General features: G+C 61.1%; 1 protein-coding gene. It reads right to left on the minus strand.

Features of this window, described 5'->3' with window-relative positions:
- Positions 1-38: 38 nt before the first annotated feature.
- Positions 39-337: DUF995 domain-containing protein (locus tag AF337_RS05850; RefSeq protein WP_152970928.1), on the minus strand; the 299-nt coding region annotated here is incomplete at its 5' end.

Raw genomic sequence — 337 nt, forward strand, 5'->3', positions numbered from 1 at the left:
GATGGCGCCTCGGCCGCGCGCAACCCCCTGCTTCGCCTTTACTTGGCCTTACTGACGCTCGCCTCAATCCTCCCCAATTGAGAGCTCACGTAGTCGCCGTGGCGAAGCTTTGCGAATTCGTCGGTGGCTTGTGCCCGTCTGCTCTTGAAAACGTACCATTGACCGTCCGGTTCGCGTTTCTGATAGATCAGGCCGCCCTTCTTGCGGTGGCTGAAGCAGGTGATTGCCGTCGCCGTTCCGGTCTTGGCGTGCCAGTCGGCGTTGAAGCAGAGTTTACCCGACTCCGTGATGAACCAGCGGCCCATGCCGAAAGACGGCGAGCCGTTTTCCCGCGACC

The sequence above is a fragment of the Rhizobium ecuadorense genome, assembly GCF_001187535.1.
In the GTDB taxonomy this organism is placed as follows: Bacteria; Pseudomonadota; Alphaproteobacteria; order Rhizobiales; family Rhizobiaceae; genus Rhizobium; species Rhizobium ecuadorense.